Origin of the sequence: Paenibacillus sp. LHD-38 (assembly GCF_031157315.1) — a bacterium.
In the GTDB taxonomy this organism is placed as follows: Bacteria; Bacillota; Bacilli; order Paenibacillales; family Paenibacillaceae; genus Pristimantibacillus.
Genome location: NZ_JAVIFU010000034.1, coordinates 57,210 through 74,900, shown reverse-complemented (window position 1 = coordinate 74,900; position 17,691 = coordinate 57,210). Strand labels below are relative to the sequence as shown.

General features: G+C 47.8%; 18 protein-coding genes, 1 rRNA gene and 1 other RNA gene. 1 reads left to right on the top strand and 19 read right to left on the bottom strand.

The genetic code is table 11. The features are described 5' to 3' along the window. The 16 genes from RCO25_RS24305 to rpoE form a co-directional block, all read right to left on the bottom strand. A 16S ribosomal RNA gene (locus RCO25_RS24305) occupies nt 1-295 on the bottom strand; the annotation flags it as partial. A gap of 286 nt (nt 296-581) precedes the next feature. Further along, nucleotides 582-845 (bottom strand): pro-sigmaK processing inhibitor BofA family protein, encoded by a 264-nt coding sequence (locus RCO25_RS24300; RefSeq protein ID WP_308998693.1) that lies wholly within the window; start codon nt 843-845, stop codon nt 582-584. Further along, nucleotides 842-1,090, bottom strand: coding sequence for a DUF2508 family protein (locus RCO25_RS24295; RefSeq protein ID WP_308998692.1), 249 nt, complete (start codon nt 1,088-1,090; stop codon nt 842-844). The genes RCO25_RS24300 and RCO25_RS24295 overlap by 4 nt, the downstream gene beginning before the upstream one ends. Nucleotides 1,091-1,251: 161 nt before the next feature. Further along, nucleotides 1,252-1,851, bottom strand: a complete 600-nt coding sequence (gene recR, locus RCO25_RS24290; protein WP_053373262.1) for a recombination mediator RecR — start codon at nt 1,849-1,851, stop codon at nt 1,252-1,254. A gap of 40 nt (nt 1,852-1,891) precedes the next feature. Continuing rightward, on the bottom strand, nt 1,892-2,203 hold the full coding sequence (locus RCO25_RS24285) for a YbaB/EbfC family nucleoid-associated protein (RefSeq protein WP_053373263.1): 312 nt from the start codon (nt 2,201-2,203) through the stop codon (nt 1,892-1,894). Nucleotides 2,204-2,227: 24 nt separating this feature from the next. Beyond that, nucleotides 2,228-4,024, bottom strand: coding sequence for a DNA polymerase III subunit gamma/tau (gene dnaX, locus RCO25_RS24280; protein ID WP_308998691.1), 1,797 nt, complete (start codon nt 4,022-4,024; stop codon nt 2,228-2,230). Nucleotides 4,025-4,248: 224 nt separating this feature from the next. Next, nucleotides 4,249-4,516: signal recognition particle sRNA large type (ffs, locus tag RCO25_RS24275), an RNA gene on the bottom strand. A 72-nt stretch (nt 4,517-4,588) separates the two neighbouring features. Beyond that, entirely contained in the window at nt 4,589-5,008 is a 420-nt protein-coding gene (locus RCO25_RS24270) for a hypothetical protein (protein WP_308998690.1), read from the bottom strand. 83 nt (nt 5,009-5,091) lie between these two features. After that, entirely contained in the window at nt 5,092-5,289 is a 198-nt protein-coding gene (gene rpmE / locus RCO25_RS24265; RefSeq protein WP_053373265.1) for a 50S ribosomal protein L31, read from the bottom strand. A 143-nt stretch (nt 5,290-5,432) separates the two neighbouring features. Further along, the gene (locus tag RCO25_RS24260; protein WP_308998689.1) at nt 5,433-6,686 is read right to left on the bottom strand and encodes a radical SAM family protein; all 1,254 of its coding nucleotides are present in this window, start codon (nt 6,684-6,686) and stop codon (nt 5,433-5,435) included. Between the two features lie 21 nt (nt 6,687-6,707). Continuing rightward, on the bottom strand, nt 6,708-8,042 hold the full coding sequence (gene rho / locus RCO25_RS24255; RefSeq protein WP_308998688.1) for a transcription termination factor Rho: 1,335 nt from the start codon (nt 8,040-8,042) through the stop codon (nt 6,708-6,710). Between the two features lie 124 nt (nt 8,043-8,166). Continuing rightward, complete coding sequence (locus RCO25_RS24250) at nt 8,167-9,429, bottom strand: UDP-N-acetylglucosamine 1-carboxyvinyltransferase (protein ID WP_308998687.1); 1,263 nt, start codon at nt 9,427-9,429, stop codon at nt 8,167-8,169. Between the two features lie 114 nt (nt 9,430-9,543). Then, nucleotides 9,544-9,741: a hypothetical protein gene (locus RCO25_RS24245; RefSeq protein WP_374992156.1), complete on the bottom strand. Its 198-nt coding sequence runs from the start codon at nt 9,739-9,741 to the stop codon at nt 9,544-9,546. A gap of 136 nt (nt 9,742-9,877) precedes the next feature. Beyond that, nucleotides 9,878-10,276 (bottom strand): response regulator, encoded by a 399-nt coding sequence (locus tag RCO25_RS24240; protein WP_308998686.1) that lies wholly within the window; start codon nt 10,274-10,276, stop codon nt 9,878-9,880. 157 nt (nt 10,277-10,433) lie between these two features. After that, entirely contained in the window at nt 10,434-12,035 is a 1,602-nt protein-coding gene (locus RCO25_RS24235; RefSeq protein WP_308998685.1) for a CTP synthase, read from the bottom strand. Between the two features lie 473 nt (nt 12,036-12,508). After that, complete coding sequence (rpoE, locus tag RCO25_RS24230; RefSeq protein WP_308998684.1) at nt 12,509-13,084, bottom strand: DNA-directed RNA polymerase subunit delta; 576 nt, start codon at nt 13,082-13,084, stop codon at nt 12,509-12,511. A gap of 460 nt (nt 13,085-13,544) precedes the next feature. Between rpoE and RCO25_RS24225 the strand changes: the two genes are divergently transcribed. Further along, nucleotides 13,545-14,678 (top strand): S8 family peptidase, encoded by a 1,134-nt coding sequence (locus tag RCO25_RS24225; protein WP_308998683.1) that lies wholly within the window; start codon nt 13,545-13,547, stop codon nt 14,676-14,678. A 30-nt stretch (nt 14,679-14,708) separates the two neighbouring features. Here RCO25_RS24225 and argS read toward each other — a convergent pair whose 3' ends face one another. From argS to RCO25_RS24210, 3 genes are all read right to left on the bottom strand, one after another. Then, nucleotides 14,709-16,388: an arginine--tRNA ligase gene (argS, locus tag RCO25_RS24220; RefSeq protein WP_308998682.1), complete on the bottom strand. Its 1,680-nt coding sequence runs from the start codon at nt 16,386-16,388 to the stop codon at nt 14,709-14,711. Further along, nucleotides 16,388-16,858, bottom strand: a complete 471-nt coding sequence (locus RCO25_RS24215) for a YwiB family protein (RefSeq protein ID WP_308998681.1) — start codon at nt 16,856-16,858, stop codon at nt 16,388-16,390. The genes argS and RCO25_RS24215 overlap by 1 nt, the downstream gene beginning before the upstream one ends. A gap of 79 nt (nt 16,859-16,937) precedes the next feature. Next, the gene (locus tag RCO25_RS24210) at nt 16,938-17,447 is read right to left on the bottom strand and encodes a DNA-deoxyinosine glycosylase (RefSeq protein ID WP_308998680.1); all 510 of its coding nucleotides are present in this window, start codon (nt 17,445-17,447) and stop codon (nt 16,938-16,940) included. Between the last annotated feature and the right edge of the window lie 244 nt (nt 17,448-17,691).

The window sequence follows — 17,691 nt, the reverse complement described above, 5'->3', positions numbered from 1 at the left end:
TCGGCTACGCATCGTCGCCTTGGTGAGCCGTTACCTCACCAACTAGCTAATGCGCCGCGGGTCCATCTATAAGTGATAGATTGCTCCATCTTTCCCAGCCCGGTCATGCGACCAAGCTGTGTATCCGGTATTAGCATTCGTTTCCGAATGTTATCCCAGTCTTACAGGCAGGTTACCCACGTGTTACTCACCCGTCCGCCGCTAACCTTGTTCCGAAGGACAAGATCCGCTCGACTTGCATGTATTAGGCACGCCGCCAGCGTTCGTCCTGAGCCAGGATCAAACTCTCCAAATTGGTGTTTGAAATGCTCATTACTTTGTTATCGCTTTTTTCGCTTATCCCGAAGGATTTACGAGGCAGTTATTACTCGTTGTTCAGTTTTCAAAGAGCAATCTTTTCTTTCGTGTCGGCCGTGTGTCTCATTGGCGACTTTTATAATATATCACAGATGCCCAAGTTAATGCAAGTGTTTTTTTTATTTCTTTTTTTGAAGCCTGTTTACTTACTCTTGGCGCGAGAAATAATGTAACATATAAATGATGCAGGAGTCAACCTTTTAGCCAAACCTTTTTACAAAACGTTAAACCACTACCCATTGAAGACCAACAATCAAGGCCACTCCAGGAACACCTAAAGTTAACACCGTCCCAATTGTGACGGGATTGAGCGGAATATACATCCCAGGCACGAACCCGGAATAATTCAAAAGGTACAACAATCCCGCTGCTAAAACAAGATGAAGAGCGAAGCTTCGAAGCAAGCCCCAAGACAGCTTGCTTCTAAAGAGGACGATAGCCAATAAAACTGAAGATACAATTAGGATGGATAACCATACCTCTTTCATAAACTCATTCCTCCCCAGGCTGGCCAATTATCACTCGTACGCTTTGCCATGCGAAGCAGCATCTCATATCTCTTCTCCGCTGTAATCAAATAATAAATGGCATAATCAATTTGATCTTTGCCGACAGCTGTGTTAAAAAACCGGTTGGCATTCTCCCAATCCCGATGAGCATCCGCTATTTCCATACGGATATTGTCCATTTCTTTGGTCTGTTTTCCCAAGGTTGCTTGTTGTTTGCTGGTCAAACCTATCCCCTCCCGCTTGTCCCGGCTATTCACAGCTCTCTACTATATGTATAGGCTTGGACATTGGATTAGAACGAGATCTTGATCAGCCGTGTCTTAATGGAACAAAAAAACGGCAGACCGAGTATAGACCCGATCTACCGCTTTGAAATAAGTGAAACCTAATTGATTTCTCTTCGACCTTCTAACGCTTTCGATAACGTAACTTCATCCGCATATTCAAGATCCCCGCCAACCGGGAGCCCATGCGCAATACGCGTAACACGGATTCCAAATGGCTTAATAAGCCTCGATAAGTACATGGCTGTCGCTTCGCCCTCAATGTTCGGATTGGTTGCCAATATAAGCTCCTGCACACGCTCATCACTTAGTCTTCGCAATAGTTCTGCTATTCGAATTTCATCCGGCCCGATACCTTCCATTGGTGAGATTGCGCCTTGGAGAACATGATATTGCCCTTGAAAATCCTTCATCCGTTCAATGGCCACTAAATCCTTCGATTCTTGAACGACGCAGATGACGGAATTATCACGAGACTTATCCTGGCATATTCTACATGGATCGGTATCGGTAATGTTGCAGCAAACCGAGCAATAGAACAAATTGCGCTTAACGCTTACTAGCGCCTTCGCAAAATCAATGACGTCGTCTTCTTTCATTCGAAGCACATGAAACGCCAGACGGGCGGCCGTTTTGGGTCCAATACCCGGTAATCGCGTAAAAGCATCAATTAATTTCGCTATCGGTTCGGGGTAATACAAAACTGGGTACAGCTCCTTTCAAACGGAAGCACGCTGCTTCTTAGAACAATCCCGGAATTTTCATTCCGCCTGTGAATTTACCCATATCTTTGTTCGCAAGCTCATCAACTTTGGAAAGCGCATCGTTGACAGCAGTAAGCACGAGATCCTGCAGCATTTCTACATCCTCCGGATCTACCGCTTCAGGCTTAATTGTAATGCTTAGAAGCTTCTTATGGCCGTTAGCAGATACAGTTACGACGCCGCCGCCTGCAGTTCCTTCAACCGTCTTTGTTTCAAGCTCTTCTTGCGCCTTCATCATTTGATCCTGCATCTTCTTAACTTGCTTCATCATTTGGTTCATATTGTTCATTTCCATTCACCTCATCATTAGTATTTAATCGTTATCCTTTACTACTACCAAATCTTCGCCAAAAAGCTTTACGGCTTCTTCCACCCATACAGGCCTGCTTGACGATTGTGGTGCGTTAGGGGCATTAGAAGACTCATGCTCAAGCTGAAGCGTCTCACTCTTCTGCGCGTCGGCTCCTTGTGCCGCGGCCTGCCAATCCTTCAGCATGACCGTTACAATCCGGAACGAACCTCCAAGCACGTCATGCATTACCTTTTCAATAATATCACGATTTGCCGGTTTTTCGGTCGTTTCACGGTGCATTGTATTCTTAAAAGCGACGAGGATTGCATCATCAGCAGAAGCAACGGGTTCTCCATCCTTCAACCAGGCGTGAACGGTTATTTTGGCATCCTTTACGCCCTGCAGCACATCATTCCATTTCATGCGGATCTGATTGAATTCCAGGCTTCCAGCTGTCGCTAAATACGGATCCAGCTTAACGGATGACCTTGCAATACCGCCCGAACCACCGAACGAGGTACGAACCGCATTCGTACGTGCAGCTTGCTTACTGGCCGCTTGGTCAGCTGGAGATGCTTGGCCTCCGCCGGCCACGCCATTTTGAATGGCCTGCTCCAGCTTACGCTCCAGCGCTTCAATCTGCTGTCGCAATCGTCCTACCTCAGCAGATTGCGCACCATTTGAAGGAGATGAAGCAGCGCTTGCGGAAGCCGCTCCGCCTGCCGTTTGTTCGTCACCCAGGGTACATAACTTCATCAGAGCTACCTCAAACAAAGTTTGCGGCTGCGAGGCATGCTTCAGTTCCACTTGATAACGATTGAGCGTATCAATCATCGCAAACAACCGTGCAGGCGAAAAGGCTTCGGCCATCATTTTGAAGCGTTCTGGATCTATGATGCGTTCCGTTACCGCACCGCCCTGCGGAGCAAGCTTCATAACCAGCAAGTCACGGAAATAGTAAATTAAGTTTTCCATACATTTGTCCGCGCTTTTACCTGCTTGCATCAAGCTTTCCACGAGCGGCATAACGGCTGATACATTACGATCCTTGACGGCCTCGGCCAGCTGATAAAAATGATCAGCAGCCATTCCGCCAGTCACATCGACCGCCGCTTCAAGAGTGATGCGATTACCGGCAAAGGCAGAAACCTGCTCCAGCAAGCTTATCGCGTCACGCATACCGCCTTCGGATAGTCTTGCGATATAAGCAATTGCATCCTTCTCAGCCTCTATACCCTCTTCTAGGCAAATCTTAAGCAAATGCTCGGTTTGCTCTTCAAGCGAAACCTGCCTGAAATCAAAACGCTGACAGCGTGAAATAATCGTAGCAGGCAGCTTATGCGGTTCAGTCGTCGCCAAGATAAAAATCACATGCCCCGGCGGCTCCTCCAATGTCTTTAGCAAAGCATTGAATGCCTCAGCCGTAAGCATATGTACTTCATCTATGATATAAACTTTGAACCGCACTTCTGAAGGTGCATATCGCACTTTATCACGAATATCACGTATCTCATCAATCCCGCGATTTGATGCAGCATCAATCTCGATTACATCCATAATATGTCCCGCAGTAATTCCTATGCAAGCATCGCATTCATTACAAGGCTCTTCATCCGGACCGCGTTCGCAGTTAACCGCTTTCGCCAAAATTTTTGCAGCGCTTGTCTTTCCCGTCCCCCGAGGCCCGTTAAAAAGATAAGCATGCGACACGCGTTGTTCGCGAATGGAATTCTGCAGCGTTTGAATAATATGCTGTTGTCCAACCATGTCCTGAAACGTCTGCGGACGCCAGGCACGGTATAAAGCGATATGTGACACGCAGACCTTTCCTTTCAAGTTGACTTTTCGTTACAAAAAAATTGCTATACCCTTATTATACAACAACTGTGTAGCAAGCAAAACTTTCTTTTGCCCGATCCAATCCCATTCTATTAAAATAAAGTTCAATACACAAAAACACCTGCATCCGCTATTTCCGATAAAATTATCGAACAGCGTCAACAGGTGCTTCATTTGTTATTGGTGGTAAAAATCTTTTAGTACCGTGCACCTACTCCTGATAAATGCGACCCAGGCGGCATCCTTGCACTACAGCTCGAGTCAGGCACTCCTCCGGCACATGAACTAATTTGCTTATGGCTGCTTCCTTCCGGACCTGACCGGGTTCACAAACGTCCATTGCGGAGGACCCAACTGTCAACACTGCTCGCAAGTGCCAGACCCTACATCAGCATAACCTCAAGTAGGAATTCAACCTCGCTACAGCGGATTGCGAGTTACAGGGCACCGCTACCTCCCCATCTAGCACGGCAAAAATAAGTATAGCCCATTCCGTTGCAAAGCGCAACTCGTACAATTGAATTGGAAACGGATTACTGCTGATTATCTTTTCACTTCCACATGAACCGAGTACCTCGGCATATTATGCTGTACAACAGATTGGGCCTTCGCGCGCAGCTGCTCAATCTGACCATCGGACAAGGACGAATCTACATCTAAGTTCACATGAAGATCTGTTCCGTTAAAATAAATTTGCGTATGCTCAATGCCGGCAATGGGCTCCAGCACTTGTTCGATCATGTTGCCGTCCGCGTTATAGTTAAGGTATTGATGGCGATTCGGCAAGTTTGGATTGCTGTTGGAGTACCCCATATATCCATCGTGGCCATAGGTTTTCATCTTGTCCTGCTTGTTACTCCCACAGGCAGTCAGTGTTATGGCTAAGACCAAAACACATACCGCCGTAATAAAAATTCGACATAAATGCAGTGGTCTAGATAAATCGAACGGTTTCTTTTGCAATCAAAAAACCTCCCTTCTAACCAATAGGATGGCTGAGGGAGGCTCTTGTATTCTGCCAAATAAAGGCGGAACGATTTGTTGGATTAAATACCGTATTTCTTCTTGAAACGATCGACGCGGCCGCCAGCATCCAGAAACTTTTGCTTACCCGTGTAGAATGGGTGGCATTGGGAACAAACCTCTACGCGAAGGCTCGGTTTAATCGAACCAGTCTCGAAGGAATTTCCACAAGCGCAAGTTGCTGTAATGATGTGGTATGTCGGATGAATAGCTTGTTTCATCTCGTTCACCTCTTTCTGCCCTGAATCGCATGCGGACCCAGAGTTAAATCACACATCTCGGATTATAGCATGAACTCTTTTACAGTTGCAATGAATAATCGCTCATATGTCAATATTAGCTTAAATTACCGAAAATGGGGCCTTTAACGAAGCAAGGCCGCCGGCGGAACATGCGTATAGGAGCCAATCACAACATCTGGAAGCTCCTCGCGGAAAATCTCAAGCATTTGCTTCATTCCATATATCTCGCCTTGCGCCTTTGGAATAATCGCCAAATAGCTTTCAGGATCGATATTCAGATTTCGCATTTGAATGAGCTTCAATCCCGTACGCTTCACAAAACCGATCATCGATTCGATTTCTTCCTCACGGTCGGTAACGCCAGGGAAAATCAAGTAGTTAATAGAAGTATATACTCCATTATCGGACGCATACTTCAACGACTTCTCAACATTTTTCAATGTATAACCACGAGGTTTATAATAAGCATTATAGTGATCATCGAGCGCACTAATCGTGCTGACACGCATAAGATTAAGACCTGCATCGACAATCGCGCGCATATAGTCGGTCAGGCCGGCGTTCGTATTAATGTTAATATAACCAAGCGAGGTTTGACTGCGCACACGCTGCATCGCCTCAACAATAATTTTCGCTTGCGTTGAAGGTTCACCTTCACAGCCTTGTCCAAAGCTAATGATCGACTCCGGCTCGCGCAGATGCTCCAACATAATTTCAACAACCTCATCGACTGTCGGCTTGAAGTTCATCCGTGTCTGCGGAGCGACAAAGCCGCTGTCATCGGGTTGCTCGGAAATACAGCCAAAACAGCCCGCATTACAAGAGTAGGATACAGGGACAGCTCCTTCCCATCTTCCTAGAAAGGTGTTAGAAGAGGTCAAGCACTCATAACCCAAAGCACAATTGGAGAGATGCTTATAAAGCCGGTTCTCAGGGTATTTGGCAAGCAAGCGCTCGACTTGAATGCCTAACTCGCCACGGTCGCAATTAAGCGGATCCCATCTCTCCGGATCATCACATTGCTCTGCCGTAACATAGAAGTTTCCATCTTTCCATACGACAGCCGTATAGCCGAAAAGAGGCAATTTTTCGTTCTTATCTGCCTTTACATAACCAGGTAAGCATAGCCGGGTAAAGCCTTGCGGCAGCAAGGCACCCACCGCTTGAGCGCCGCCGGGCAGCATTTGCATTTCGCCAGTGTCCGGGTTAAGTCCAATCGGCCTCGTGAAGGGCAGGCTTACTAAGGTCGCCCCGTTCGGAAGAGGAATCAATTCCTCCTCCATAATTTCCACAATCATATCACCGCTTCTGCCCAAGGCTATAAAGTCGGGATGGTCAAATACATTTCCTTGTTCATCCGCATATACGAGATTCATGTTGTCCTCCTTCCTGCGGTCTTACGAACCGTGCGTAGTTCTTGGCGTTGGGCGCCTGCTGGTCGTTGTCGTGCTGCTTTTAATACCGGACCGCTCCGGCTTCGCTTCTACCGTTGTATCAAGAGACATGAGAAACTGTTCGTTATTCTCGCTGTTTTTAAGTTTTTTCAAGAAATTATCGACATAGTCCGGCGTATCCGTCATCCCTCTGCGGATGGCCCAAACCTTCTCAAGTTCTTCCTTCGTCAGTAGCATCTCTTCACGTCTCGTGCCTGATCTGCGCAAATCGAGAGCAGGGAAAATACGGCGCTCGGAAAGCTTGCGGTCGAGATGAAGTTCCATGTTGCCGGTACCTTTAAATTCTTCATAAATGATATCATCCATACGCGAGCCGGTTTCGATCAATGCAGTTGCAAGAATCGTCAAGCTGCCGCCCTCTTCAACATTACGGGCCGAACCAAAGAACCGTTTTGGACGGTGGAACGCTGCAGGATCAATACCGCCGCTAAGCGTGCGTCCAGATGGAGGAATAACCAAGTTATACGCCCTCGCAAGACGGGTGATACTATCCATCAAGATGACAACATCCTTCTTGTGCTCAACAAGACGAAGCGCTCTTTCAAGCACCAGCTCGGCTACTTTAATATGGTTTTCTGGCAGCTCATCAAATGTAGATGCGATAACCTCGCCTTTCACAGATCGCTGCATATCCGTAACTTCCTCGGGACGCTCATCGATGAGCAGGACGAACAATTTGATGTCGGGACGGTTTTCTGAAATACTGTGGGCGATTTCTTTGAGCAGCAATGTCTTACCCGTCTTCGGAGGAGCAACGATTAGGCCGCGTTGTCCAAGTCCTACAGGAGCGAGCAAGTCCATCATGCGTGTGGAAAGCTTCGACGATGTCGTCTCAAGCACCAGCTTCTTTTCTGGATAAAGAGGAGTAAGCGCAGGAAAATGTAGTCGTTCCGAAGCCGTCTCAGGGTTTTCGCCATTTACGGCGTTGACCTGCAGCAAACCAAAGTAACGCTCATTTTCTTTTGGCGGGCGGCATTTACCGGATACAAGATCACCGCTTCTTAAATCAAACCTGCGAATTTGCGATGCTGAAATATAAATATCTTCCTTGCTCGGCAGATAGTTAATAGGCCGTAAAAATCCAAAGCCTTCCGACAGAATATCGAGCACGCCTTCCATAAACATAAGACCGCTCTTCTCAGCCTGTGAGCGTAGAATGGCAAAAATTAATTCCTTCTTCTTAAGCGTTCCGTAATAGGGAACTTGAAATTGCTTCGCTAATTTGTACAGCTCGGTCAACTTCATCTCTTCTAGATCCGCGATCTGAAGGTCTGTCATATTCTCACCACTTTATTCAATTTTCATTATGATTTTGTATATCTAATAAAATCATAGGACTGATTAAACAGCATTGCCGAATTAGACGCCGTCTATTCCACAGCGTCTGCATCGTCCTATTACCTTATGATGAGGCTTCCGTTTCACGCCATACTTCAGCACCCAGCCGGCATAGATTTTCTACTAAATTATCATAACCTCGGTCAATATATTCGACACCTGATATTTCGGTAACACCTTCGTCAACAGTAAGCGCGGCAACGACAAGTGCAGCGCCTGCACGTAAATCAGCTGCCTTTACTTTTGCGGCATTGAGCTTTCCGCCCTCAATTACTGCCGAGCGGCCTTCAACACGAATGTTAGCTCCCATACGAGAGAGCTCTGGAACATGCTTGAATCTGGTACCATAAACGTAATCCGTTAAAATACTGACTCCGTTTGCTTGCGTAAGCAAGGTCGTCATTGGGGATTGAAGATCCGTAGGGAATCCAGGATATACAAGTGCCTTCACATCGATGGAAGTATATTTAGGCCCGCCAATAATACGGATGGATTCATCCATTTCAATGACTTGAACACCCATCTCTTCCAGTTTAGCCGTCATGGCTTCTAAGTGTTTAGGAATAACATTATCGATAAGGACATCGCCGCGTGTTGCAGCAGCTGCAATCATGTACGTACCAGCTTGAATTCGATCAGGAATAATGGAATGTCGGCAGCCGTGAAGCCGGTCGACTCCTTCAATACGAATCGTCTCCGTTCCAGCACCTTTGATTTTTGCGCCCATGGCATTAAGGAGAGTAGCTACATCTATAATTTCAGGCTCTTTTGCCGCGTTTTCAATAATCGTTAATCCTTTGGCCCGGGAGGCCGCTAGCATAATATTAATTGTAGCTCCTACACTTGATACATCGAGATAAATTTTCGCGCCGCGCAGCTCTTTTGCAAAAATCCGAATCGAACCGTGATCATTGGTTACCGTAGCGCCTAATGCTTCAAACCCTTTAATATGTTGGTCAATCGGCCGTGGCTCAAAATTGCAGCCGCCAGGCATGCCTATCGTCGCTTCTCCAAATCTGCCAAGCATAGCGCCCATTAGATAATACGAAGCTCGAAGCAGCTTTACTTTACCATTTGGCATTGCCTTAGAGACAAGCTCCGAAGGATCAATGTGCATCATATCGCCATCACGCTTTACGACAGCACCTAGTTCTTGCAAAATTTCGCTGTAAACAGCTACATCACTTATAATCGGCAGATTATCCAGCACAACTTCTGATTCTGCTAATATGGCAGCAGGCACAAGCGCAACTGCGCTATTCTTGGCCCCGCTGATCTGAACAGTACCGCGAAGCGGCCGTCCGCCGCGTATCATCAATTTCTCCATCTAATTATATTTCCTCCCGTAGATTGGAAGAGAATAAAGGAAGAACCGCCAAAGCAAGCGAGTGTTAAGCCCACTTGCCCTAATTGAGGCGGTTTGGTTCCTTTGCTCCTGTTATTACGCTTGGTTGTTGCTTCCGAACAAACGGATTATTCTTGGGTAACAGATAACAGCCTTCATCGCAATGCGAGCAGGCGTCATGTATTTGCGCGGATTGTACAAAGCCGCTTGGTTTTCAATATTTACATTGATTTTGCCTACGCCAGCTGTAGTCGACAAACGAATGGGTTCATCGTTTGGAACAATCTTGCTCAAGCTCTTCCAACTTGTCATTCTGAGCCATTATAACATATTGGGACTTGAAATAGTAAAGCTTGTTTTGCCACTTCCAAGAAATGAAAAAAAACGACATCGTCTTTGAACAATTGACGATGCCGTTTATTAGCTAAATTTATGAGCCCATTGCGAAGCGGCTTGCGGAATTCCCGCCACGCAGCTGCATATTTACCGCGATCCGCATCTCGTCGATGTCGAATGGCTTCGTAAAATGCATTAACGCGCCGAGATCCGTCGCTTCTTTGATCATATCGAGTTCACCGTAAGCAGTCATCATGATGACTTTGATGTTACGATCGATCGCTTTTACATGCTTCAATATTTCGAGACCATCCATACCAGGAATTTTCATATCCAGCAGCACAAGATCAGGAGCTTCGTTTTTCACGATTTCCAAAGCCAGCTTGCCATTAGACGCTTGGAACGTATTGTAGCCCTCGCTGCTGAACACTTCCATTAGCAATACGCGAATACCGTTCTGATCATCAACGATCAATACTTTCTTCTTTTCCAACTCCAAATCCCCCCGCGACTGAGTTTACCTACAAAAATGGCCAACTCTTCCATAATCGTTAATATATTCGCTAAAGTGGGTATATAATCCTTCTCGCCACGAGAAAAACTTATCAGGTGTTGTTACAGAATATGCCATTGATAGAAATGGCGAAAAATTACTCCGAATAGTTAAGCGCAGCTTGTACGAATCCGCGGAACAATGGCTGCGGACGATTCGGTCTAGAAGTGAACTCAGGGTGGAACTGAACAGCCAAGAACCACGGGTGGTCAGCCATTTCCACCATTTCCACGAGACGTCCGTCCGGCGAAGTTCCGGAGATCGTCAGACCTGCTGATTCAATCGTTTCACGGTACTCATTGTTAAATTCATAACGATGACGGTGACGCTCGTAAACAAGCTCGTCTCCGTACTCCCGCTCAGCAAGTGTTCCGGACTTCAGCTTGCACGGATACAGTCCTAGACGCATCGTACCGCCCATATCTTCAATGTCCTTCTGATCCGGCAGCAAATCAATAACCGGATAAGGCGTGGACGAATTAATTTCCGAGCTATTCGCGCCTGCAAGTCCGGCAACGTTACGAGCATATTCAATGACAGCCACCTGCATACCTAAGCAGATACCGAAAAACGGAATTTTTTTCTCGCGAGCGTATTTGATTGCCGTAATCTTACCTTCAATACCGCGATCACCGAAGCCGCCTGGTACAAGGATGCCGTGAACGCCTTGCAGCTGCTCATCCACATTCTCTTCCGTAAGCTCATCGGCATGCAGCCAGCGGATTTTCACTTCTGAATCGGAAGCGATACCCGCATGTTCAAGTGATTCCACAATACTTAGATAAGCATCGTGCAGAGCAACGTATTTACCTACAATCGCGATCTCCGTTTTCTTATGGAGCGATTTAACGCGTTTAACCAGATCCTCCCATTCACGCATATCCGGCTGTTCGGTTTTCAACTTCAGATGGTTAACGACAATTTCGTCGAGACCTTCTTCGCGAAGCATCAAAGGAACCTCATACAACGTGGAAGCATCGCGGCACTCTACAACGGCATTTGCATCGATATCGCAGAACAGACCGATCTTGCGTTTCAAATCTTCTGCAAGCGGATGTTCCGTACGGCATACAATGACGTTCGGCTGAATGCCGATGCTGCGCAATTCCTTAACACTGTGCTGGGTCGGCTTCGTTTTCACTTCGCCTGCAGCTTTGATATAAGGAATCAGCGTAACATGAATGTACATCACATTGTCGCGTCCAATATCGCTCTTAATTTGACGGATGGCTTCAAGGAAAGGCAAGCTCTCAATGTCACCTACGGTACCGCCGATTTCTGTAATGACAACATCTGATCCCGCTTCTTTGCCCGCGCGGAATACACGATCCTTGATTTCATTCGTAATATGCGGAATAACCTGAACGGTTCCACCCAAGTAGTCGCCGCGGCGTTCTTTGGTAATTACGTTGGAATAGATTTTGCCGGACGTCACATTATTGTTCTTCGAAAGGTTAATATCGATGAACCGTTCATAGTGGCCTAGATCCAAATCCGTTTCTGCACCATCATCGGTAACGAATACTTCACCGTGCTGGTATGGACTCATCGTTCCCGGGTCCACGTTGATGTAAGGGTCAAACTTCTGAATCGTTACTTTGAGGCCCCTGTTCTTCAGCAATCGGCCGAGCGAGGCTGCTGTAATCCCTTTGCCCAAAGACGACACTACGCCGCCGGTTACAAATATATATTTGGTCACTGTGATGATACCCTCCAAGCTCCTATGGTTAATGTTTAGGTTTGCCCATTTACTCGATAAACATGGATGCGGATACACTCCGCCCCTCCATCCAGTTTGTGGAAATGCATCCTACAGACCCATCCCTCACAAACAAAAAAAGTGACACCCGTAGCAACGGGGCACTTTTCCTTTTTTGGCATATATAAAAATATAAGCAAGCATACGTTTGCTGTCATGCTGCGCTTATATTTCATCGCGTGACGCGCCTTTGCCTCGATTAGACGGCAACTGTCGTACACGATTGTATGCATTATTTGTTAACCGAATCTTTAGCCCATGAGATAGTTTACTCTGCGCTTGTAGCACCTGTCAAGCTAAACCGACAGGATACTCGGTACGCCGCTGCCATTTATTCAGGCAAGGGCTCGTACCACGGTAAATGAAGACCAAGTATAAGCTTGTTGAATTTTCGGCCTTAGCCATTCAGCAAACTACTTGCCGCCATTTTCCTCTTCTTCCTCGAAATCCTCATCATCCGAATCATCGTCTTCTGCATCCAATTCGCCGTCGACCTCTTCTTCGTCCAGCTCCTCGTCATCGATGACTACTTCCTCATCAACTTCCGCTTCCTCTTCTGCTTCTTCAAAGTCCTCACGGTCCTCGTCGAATACATCGTAGTCTTCTTCAGCCTCTGCGTAAGTATCCTCTTCTTCGTCCGCGAACACATCATCATCCTCGAGATCATCGTCGTCGTTGATGATCCGAGTACGCTTCGCATTGCCTACAGGATCCTCAGAACGCTCAACCGGATACCAGCGCTTCAGTCCCCACATGTTGCTGCCAACACATGCAAAACGGCCGTCAATATTGATTTCCGTATATACCTGGGCGATGAACTGGTTGATTCCATCCGCGGAAAGACCGCGTATTTTAGCGATCTCCATCATAAGATCGCGATAGTAGTAAGGCGTATTAGCCGCTTTCAGCACTTCAAAGGCCAAATCGACCATAGGCATTTCCTTCATACGTTCAGGATCCAGCTTTAACGTAAAATTGCTGCTGCTCATATGGACACATCCTCTCTTGCCAATCAAATTATGTACTCGTTTATTCCTTCAAAATGCAAGGATCGTGTACGTTTCCCTCTTATACACCGCTCACATTTCATTGCGAAGCGAGCGGATACTGCCAGAGGATGGCATCCGTCGTTTACGCTAGTCAAAGTATAGTAAAACCTATTTCCTCCAAAAAAGCAAGCGACCCTTATTGCTCCGGCACAGCTTGGACTTAAATGCAAAAAGCGAAAGGATAAACCTTCCGCTTTGACTGTATCCATCCGGCCATGACACGAGGTAACGTACCTTGGACGTAAGAGCCCCTGAGAACTCTTTGTTTATCGTATGTACCCGGGCGATTTTTGACACGGTTTGTTGCCTATTTATGTGAAAAAAGGCAAGTGGCTCATGCGTTATTTAACGCTCGGTCATACAATAGTGCAGCATGGTCCGTCGGGAGGGGAAGCCAAGTTTGGACACCGTCGCTTTTATCCGCTTGTTGCAGGATACGATGGCTTGCACGGACACAACGACTGAAAAACGAATCATTCGTTTTCAGCGTGCGAGCGACTACCGATACTTCCTACAGCAAATGCCTCAGGTCGCTTCGTCGTCACCACAAAAAAGCATCAGAAAAATGCCTAGCATTCTTGGAATAGCTTGCAGGTTGCCGGCCGAGGAAACGCTTGAGCGGTTCTCGGGCCGTATATGGATTGAAAAGGACTGCAAAATAAGCGTTCATTCTTCAACGCAAAAGTCGATTACTGTAGATAAAGGTATTCCTTGGGGCGTCAATCAAATTAAAGCCCCGCAAGCATGGGGTACTACGACCGGCCACCGGATAAAGGTCGGCGTCATCGATACGGGGGTTGATTTCAGCCATCCCGATCTCCAGCACTCGCTCTCGCGAGGCATCAATTTGTTAAACCGCAGCATGCTCCCTCATGATGATAACGGTCACGGCACGCATATTGCCGGAACCATCGCGGCAGCCAATCAGCTTCAGGGCATGATCGGCGTTGCGCCGCGCGCGTTGGTTTCTCCTGTCAAAGCCTTCGACCATAATGGGAGCGCCTTCGTTTCCGACATTATTCTCGGTATTGAGTGGTGCATACGCAATCGCATGAACGTGATCAACATGAGCTTCGGCATGAAGACAAGAAGCAAAGCTCTGCTTGGCGCGGTCATAAATGCCCATAATGCCGGGATCATTATCGTCGCTTCCTCCGGTAACGATGGGAAGCGGCGCTCTGTCGATTATCCGGCGCGCTATCCGCAGACAATTGCCGTCGGCGCAACCAACAAGCTCCGCCGCGTTGCTCCCTTCAGCAATCGCGGCGCATACATCGATGTCTATGCACCCGGCGATAAAATCGTATCGGCTTGGCTCCGCGGCAAATACAACGAGATGAGCGGCACGTCTATGGCTACCTCGCATGTCAGCGGAGCAATTGCGCTCTTGCTCGCGCATAAGCAGGGACTTACGCCTTCCGAGATCAAGGCTATTATTAAACGCTCCGTGCAGTCTCTAAGGGGCAGCAAAGCCCGCCGAACGATCGGCGAGCTTGATGTGATGCGTATGATGCAAGCCGTGGATAAGGCCTGAATCCACGGCTTGTTTTTATGAGGCGGGATCTTACATACGCTCAGGGGCAGAAACACCGACAAGACGCAGCACGTTGGCAATCGAGATACGAACGGCGGCAAGCAACGCAAGGCGAGCCTGTGACTGATCGGCATCCTCCGTAATCACGCGCTCCGCTCTGTAATAGCTGTGGAACTGTGACGCCAGCTCATACACATAGCGGATAAGGCGATGCGGCGCGTATTGCGCAGCCGCTTCCGAGATTTCCTGCGGCAGCTCGCCAATCTTACGCAGAAGATCGAACTCGCCTTCAGCAGTCAGCTTGCTGAAATCAATGCTGTCTGCAGCATTAAGCACTAGGCCCTGCTCTTCGGCTTGCCTAAATATGCTGCAAATCCGCGCATGTGCATATTGCACATAGAAAACCGGATTTTCATTTGAAGTAGAGATGGCAAGATCCATATCGAAATCAAGATGCGAATCCATGCTCCGCATAGAGAAGAAGTACCGAATCGCGTCGATGCCAACCTCGTCCATCAGATCCTCCATCGTAACGGCTTTACCCGTACGCTTGGACATTTTCATTTTTTCGCCGTTTTGGAACAAGCTGACCATTTGTGCAATGAGCACGGTCAATTTCTTCGGATCGTTGCCAAGCGCCTCCATGGCTGCTTTCACACGAGGGATATAACCATGGTGGTCGGCGCCCCAAATGTTGATCATTTGATCGAAGCCGCGGCCGAATTTGTCGCGGTGATAAGCGATATCCGGCGTCAAATAAGTGTAGGAGCCGTCATTTTTCACAAGGACACGGTTTTTGTCATCGCCAAAGGTCATCGTAGACAGCCAAGTCGCGCCTTCTTCTTCATAAACATGCCCCGTCGCTTTTAGAGCTTCAAGACCTTGCTCTACTTGACCGCTCTCATATAGCGCTGTCTCGCTGTACCAAACATCGAAACCTACGCGGAATCTTCCAAGATCGCGTTTGATCTTGTCCAGCTCGCGCTCCAAACCAAACTGACGGAAAAACGTAAACCGTTCTTGATCGGGAAGCTCCAGCAGCTTGTCCCCTTCTTGCTCGACCAGCAGCTTTGCAAAACCGATGATATCCTCGCCGTAATAACCGTCTTCCGGCATTTCAGCAGCTTGTCCAAGCGCCTGGCGGTAACGAGCCTCGATGGACACGGCCAGATTCTCTACCTGCTTTCCGGCATCATTAATATAGTATTCGCGAGTAACATCGTATCCCGCGTAATCCAGCACGTTACACAGCGCGTCGCCCACGGCCGCACCGCGCGCGTGTCCAAGATGCAGGCTGCCTGTCGGATTCGCGCTGACGAACTCCACCTGAACGCGTTTGCCGTTGCCGTCTAAAGTCCGTCCGTAGTTTTCGCCAGCTTCGATCGCAGCACTTACAACCGGATAAAGGTAGCTGTTGTCCATTCGGAAGTTGATAAAGCCCGGGCCTGCAATCTCTGCGGATTGAATGGACGCTTTTTTCGTATCCAAGTTCGCTATGATCGCTTCCGCAATCTGGCGTGGATTCTTCTTCGCAAGCTTCGTCAACTGCATCGCTGCATTGGTTGCCAAATCTCCATGGGATTTATCCTTAGGCACTTCTATGACGAAAGCAGGAAGCTCTTCCCGTGCCGCTAGGCCTGCTGCTACTGCTGCATCCGCGATGGCCGCCTTTACCTGCTCGTACATTTTCTCTAATACATTTGCACTCATTAATTTATATCCTCCTGTATATGGAGCCGTATATGGAAACGACCCGACATTTGATCATCTACGTGCATTTCGTACTTCCATTCCAGCGTAAAAGGCAGCTGCTCCGGCAATGATTCCGCAGCCACGCTCCCGCCTTCGCCATCCGGCAGCTGCAGCGATAGCTGCGTCGTATCCGTTGCAAGCGAAAATGAGGTCATTGACGAATCGTATCGACCTGTGCGCCTAAGTCCCGGCACAAACAGCTGCTCCGATTCAATCACGCCCCGACGCATGATAGACAGCTCGCCCTGACGGTATTTTACAAGCGTACGCACTTCTCCGGCCTTTGGATCGCCTTCTACTGCCGGCTCGCTGTAGCGAATATAAATCGACCGCTCCTTGCGGAACCATTCGCCTTCATAAACGTGAACATGCGAGTTTCCGTCCTGTACGCTCTCCAAAGTAATTCGCACTTTCCTGTTTTCAGCCATCATCTTGCTCCTGTTATCAGTCTAATCATATGTAACTACTATATACAGGTAGCCTCTTAATTTCAACGCTAGAGCACGGTTAAGTTGTGGCATACGGCACAATTGCTCGCCACGCCTCCACCCGATCCTCCAGTGTTCGCATTCTCTGAGTAGGAATCGGACTCGAAGAAGGAAGCTTGAGCAGCGTTATTTGTTTAAAGCTCTCATGCCCCCGGTAAAACTTGTGAAAAGTGTCATAAGCCTTCGCACCGTTAAAAGCAAAACATCGCAGCCCTGGGTATTTGGCAACAAGCTCAGGTAATTTCTGCGGCACCTCCGCGCGTATATTCACGTCCAAGCTGCCTTCCCGCTCGCAGGACTCGATCACGTCCCACAGCGCCAGTCGATGCTCCTTCAGGAAAGCAAGTCGGTTTTCATAGACGGGATCCATGTCTGAGTCGTTAAACAAGCGGTATATGATTCGCCACATGAAGTTTTGAGGATGCCCGTAAAATTGCTGGTGCTCAAGCGATTTCACGCTTGGCGCCGTCCCCAAAATAAGCACGCGGGCGCGTTCGTCAATAACAGGCGGAAATGAATAGATGCGCATAGAAGATTGCCCCTTTATGTTAAATTCCATTGTGATCATTGTGACAAACGATAATTCAATTCTAGCCTAGTCCATCTCCTTGTATCTACCCTATCGGTAAGCTTCGGTATCTCGTCCTGGAGTACGCTAAAATAAAAACGGTCCTAAATGCAGCTAAATCTATTTGAAGACTCCCGATTTATTACATAGGTTTATTGCGCGAAAATTGGGCCGCTAGCTTCCGGATCATGAGCTACATCGTAGT